4 protein-coding genes and 1 pseudogene are annotated in these 3,546 nt (G+C 66.6%); 2 read left to right on the plus strand and 3 right to left on the minus strand.

Annotated features, from left to right (window positions below):
- A pseudogene (locus WBV89_RS06425) lies at positions 1-207 on the minus strand (AraC family transcriptional regulator); the annotation flags it as partial.
- A 330-nt stretch (positions 208-537) separates the two neighbouring features.
- Here WBV89_RS06425 and WBV89_RS06430 point away from each other — a divergent pair.
- On the plus strand, positions 538-1,227 hold the full coding sequence (locus tag WBV89_RS06430) for a 2-phosphosulfolactate phosphatase (RefSeq protein WP_423980506.1): 690 nt from the start codon (positions 538-540) through the stop codon (positions 1,225-1,227).
- A 196-nt stretch (positions 1,228-1,423) separates the two neighbouring features.
- Positions 1,424-2,248, plus strand: a complete 825-nt coding sequence (locus WBV89_RS06435; RefSeq protein ID WP_423980509.1) for an SCO6745 family protein — start codon at positions 1,424-1,426, stop codon at positions 2,246-2,248.
- Positions 2,249-2,383: 135 nt separating this feature from the next.
- Here WBV89_RS06435 and WBV89_RS06440 read toward each other — a convergent pair whose 3' ends face one another.
- Positions 2,384-2,806, minus strand: a complete 423-nt coding sequence (locus WBV89_RS06440) for a type II toxin-antitoxin system VapC family toxin (RefSeq protein WP_423980507.1) — start codon at positions 2,804-2,806, stop codon at positions 2,384-2,386.
- Complete coding sequence (locus tag WBV89_RS06445; RefSeq protein ID WP_423980508.1) at positions 2,803-3,084, minus strand: type II toxin-antitoxin system Phd/YefM family antitoxin; 282 nt, start codon at positions 3,082-3,084, stop codon at positions 2,803-2,805. Before WBV89_RS06445 ends, WBV89_RS06440 begins: the two co-directional genes overlap by 4 nt.
- Positions 3,085-3,546: the final 462 nt, after the last annotated feature.

The raw sequence follows: 3,546 nt of genomic DNA on the forward strand, positions 1-3,546 counted from the left end.
CACGCAGCCGTCGGCGTACTCGACCGTCTCGAGGTCGGTGCCACCGCGAATACGGAACGGCGCCCCCAGGTTGACGATCAGCAACGGCGCCGGCGCCGCCGGCACCGTCAGCCGGGCGTAGGGCGGCGTACCCTCCAGGTAGTAAAGGTCGTCGATCAGGCCGTCCAGCGGCGGTCGCGGCACTCTGGACACGTACTCCACGCCCACAGCATGGCCGATGCCCCGCCGGGATCGTGGGCCGCCTTGACGGCGCGACCTATCGCCGGTTGCGCGGCGCGCTCTTGGGACCGCTCACGCGGGTGTGCTGCCTTCCGCGAGCGCGACGGATCGGCGGATATGGACGTGCGACAGCGCGGTCAAGGTGTACCGAATGTGCGTGCATATCGACGTGGGGCATCGCCCCGAGGTGCCGGCGGATGGCACGCATATCGCGTGTCGTCATTGGTTCGTTGAACCGACCAGATCGGCACTCTTGCGCTCGGCGAGGTGCGCTGTATTGGTCGGCCTGTCGCCCAGGCCGATCTGCGACACTCAGCTATGGCCGCTCGACAGCTGGCGCGCTGGGAACTCGACGGAGTCGAGGGACCAGTCGTCGTCATCGACGTGATCCGAGCCTTCACCACGGCGGCATACGCGTTCGGTGCCGGAGCGACCGCCATCTACTTGGTCGCAACGGTCGAGGAGGCGCTGGCGTTCAAGGCCGCGTACCCCGATGTGCTGGCGATGGGCGAGGACGGCGGCCGTCGACCCGCAGGGTTCGACTTCCCGAACTCGCCCGTGGCGGTCAGTCGCGTCGATCTCGACGGGCGAACGCTGGTGCAGCGAACCTCGGCGGGCACCCAAGGTGTCGTTGCTGCGGTCGATGCGACCCGGCTGTGGGCTGCGAGCCTGGTTTGTGTGTCGGCGACCGCCCGTGCGGTCAACGAGGCGGGGCTGGGTGAGCCGTCGTACGTGATCACTGGCTGCTTCCCTGACCGTCCCGATGACACCGGAGACGACGATCGTCTCACCGCCGATCTGATCGAGCGCGCCCGTTTGGGTCGTCCGATCGATGCTGCAGCGGCGGCCGAGGAACTCCATGCGACCGGCGAGGCCAGTCGAACGCTGGCGCTCGGCCCCGAGCATTGCGATCCGCTCGACATCGACTACGCAGCACGAGTCGATCACTTCGACTTCGCGATGGAGGTCACGACCGACACCCTCGGCCGCCGACTTGAACGCCGGTAAGCGCTCAGAAACGCGCGCCCGGACGCGCTCCCCGCGCCGCATCAGATCGGCACCTCGAGGGTGCGGCTACCCGCTCGGGAATGTGCGCCTCCCCACCCGACGTCGATACCGGCCGGGTGCGGCTGCATACCGGTGCCGGATACCGTCGGCCTAGCGTGGCGCCGATGGCGTCGGCAACAGGACCGTGGAGATGGCGATGGTGACGGCCGATACGGCCCGACGATTGTTCGAGCTGACCGAGCCAATCGCGTTGGTGACCTACATGGAAGCCGAGCCGATGGAGGCCGTGATGGCGCTCGGGCTCACCGATCCGTGGGACGCGTATTTCGCCGGCCGCGCCGCCCCGCTGGGCAGACAGGTGTCGGCCCAGGTGGTCGATGCGTTGTTCTACAACTTCGCCGACGGCGAGGTCGCCCGACACATCCCGAGCGTGTGGGACCAGGTGAGCCCACACGCTGCAAACCTGGCTCGCCAGGCGGGCTCGGTCGCAGCGCTTCGACGGCTGCTCAGCGATCGCCTCGACTCGCCGAGCGTGGTGCGTGCCGGCGACACGATGATCGACGCGGCGATGACGGCTTCGCACGAAGGTCGGGCCCTGTTCGCCGCCGTACGTACACTTCCGGTTCCGGTCGAGCCCGACGCACGGTTGTGGTTCGGAGCGAATCTGCTGCGCGAGCACCGCGGCGATGGCCACGTCGCCGCCCTCGTCACGTTGGGCGTGTCGGGCACCGAGTCCCACGTGCTTCACACGCTCGCTGACGGTGTCCCGGCCGAGAAGTTCGGACGGCTGTGGCATCTCCCCAAGGAGCGACTCGACGAGGTGGTCGGCGCGATGCGCGAGCGGGGCCTGGTCGGCGACGATGGATGGCTGACCCCTGACGGGAACGAACTGAAGAAGCGGCTCGAGGACCTCACCGACGAAGCCGCCACGGCAGCGTACCGATCGCTCCTCGCCGACCAGCTCGACCACCTCATCGACGATCTCACGCCTCTCGCGGCAGCGATTCCCACCCACGAGTAGCTCCCCGTTGCGCTCGGTGGTGCCACGCATATTGCTCGGCCGATCCGGCAGCCACACCCGCCCGGTACGGCACGACTGTGAGCGATCACCTGCACGAGAATGTCGGCGGTGTTCATGCCGACCGGACCGGCCGGATCACGTCGTCAGTGGGTCGGCGATGTGTAGGCCCTGCCGTTCGGCTGCCTCGCACAGCGCTCGGTCCGCGCTCGTGAGTACTGCGGCGTCCACGAAGATCGCGGCTGCGAGGTGGACTGCGTCGTAGCCCCTCAGTGACTCGGCCTCCGCGAGTTGCGCTGCGCTTTCGATGAGTTGCTCGGTCACCTGGACGAGATGGAGATCGTCGACGAACGCAGCCAACTCGGTCTTGGCAACGTGCAACTGATCGGTCGATAGCCGCTTCCGCCGTGCGGCTGCAGCGAGCGCAGCGCGTGCTTCGACCACGACCAGGCTGACCGAGGCAACCGAATCGGCGGACTGCCAGATCAGTTCAGCTCGGTCCGACCCCTCCTCATCGACGATGAGTTTGATCAGCGTCGAGGTATCGACGTAGGTGATCACCGACGTTGCTCAGCAACGAGACCGCTCACATTCCCCTTTGGCTTGATTCGGGAGCGAGCGCGATGACGAGTACCGCTCGCGGGTGGTCGAACCACACCAGCGGCGACAAGGTCAGCGAGGCGATCGTCCGGTGCGTCGAGTGGAGAGAGCTTGGCAACCGGGCGACCCCGATCCGTCACGATCACTTCTTCACCGGCCTCCACGCGATCGATGTACTTGCTGAGACCGTTCTTCAGGTCGCGGATCCCGACCTCTGACCTCGAAGTGGCTACATTCATGCCGTCAGTGTAGCTACTTCGGCGGCACTTTCAACGGGCCGCCTTGGATACTCGTCGCCGCGCTGCGCCGCTCGAAACCCACGCATATCAACGTTGCCATTCAGACTCCCGAACAGCGCATCGCGGCACAAGGGTGATCGTTCAGGCGCACGAGAATGTGCGTCGACACGGCGGGGTGGCGAGACGAGCTCTGCTGCCCGTTCTGTGCGGCGGAGGTCGGCCTGTCCGTGAAGATTTTGATCGCCGTTGATGGACGACCTGGTTCGCCGCGGGATCGTGTTCCTATGCGCACGACGTCGTCGTATGTGCTCGGCACCGAGTGCAGAACGAATGCTCGGTCTGCGGGGTCGCTCGGACGATCCGCTGTGGACAGTCCGCCGGGGATGTCGATCGCACGCGAGTGGCTCTTCGATGATCAATGTGATCGGCTGCTGCGTGATGGTTCCCTCGCGAGGTTGGAAC

This window comes from Ilumatobacter sp. (assembly GCF_049588435.1).
Taxonomy (GTDB): Bacteria; Actinomycetota; Acidimicrobiia; order Acidimicrobiales; family Ilumatobacteraceae; genus Ilumatobacter_A.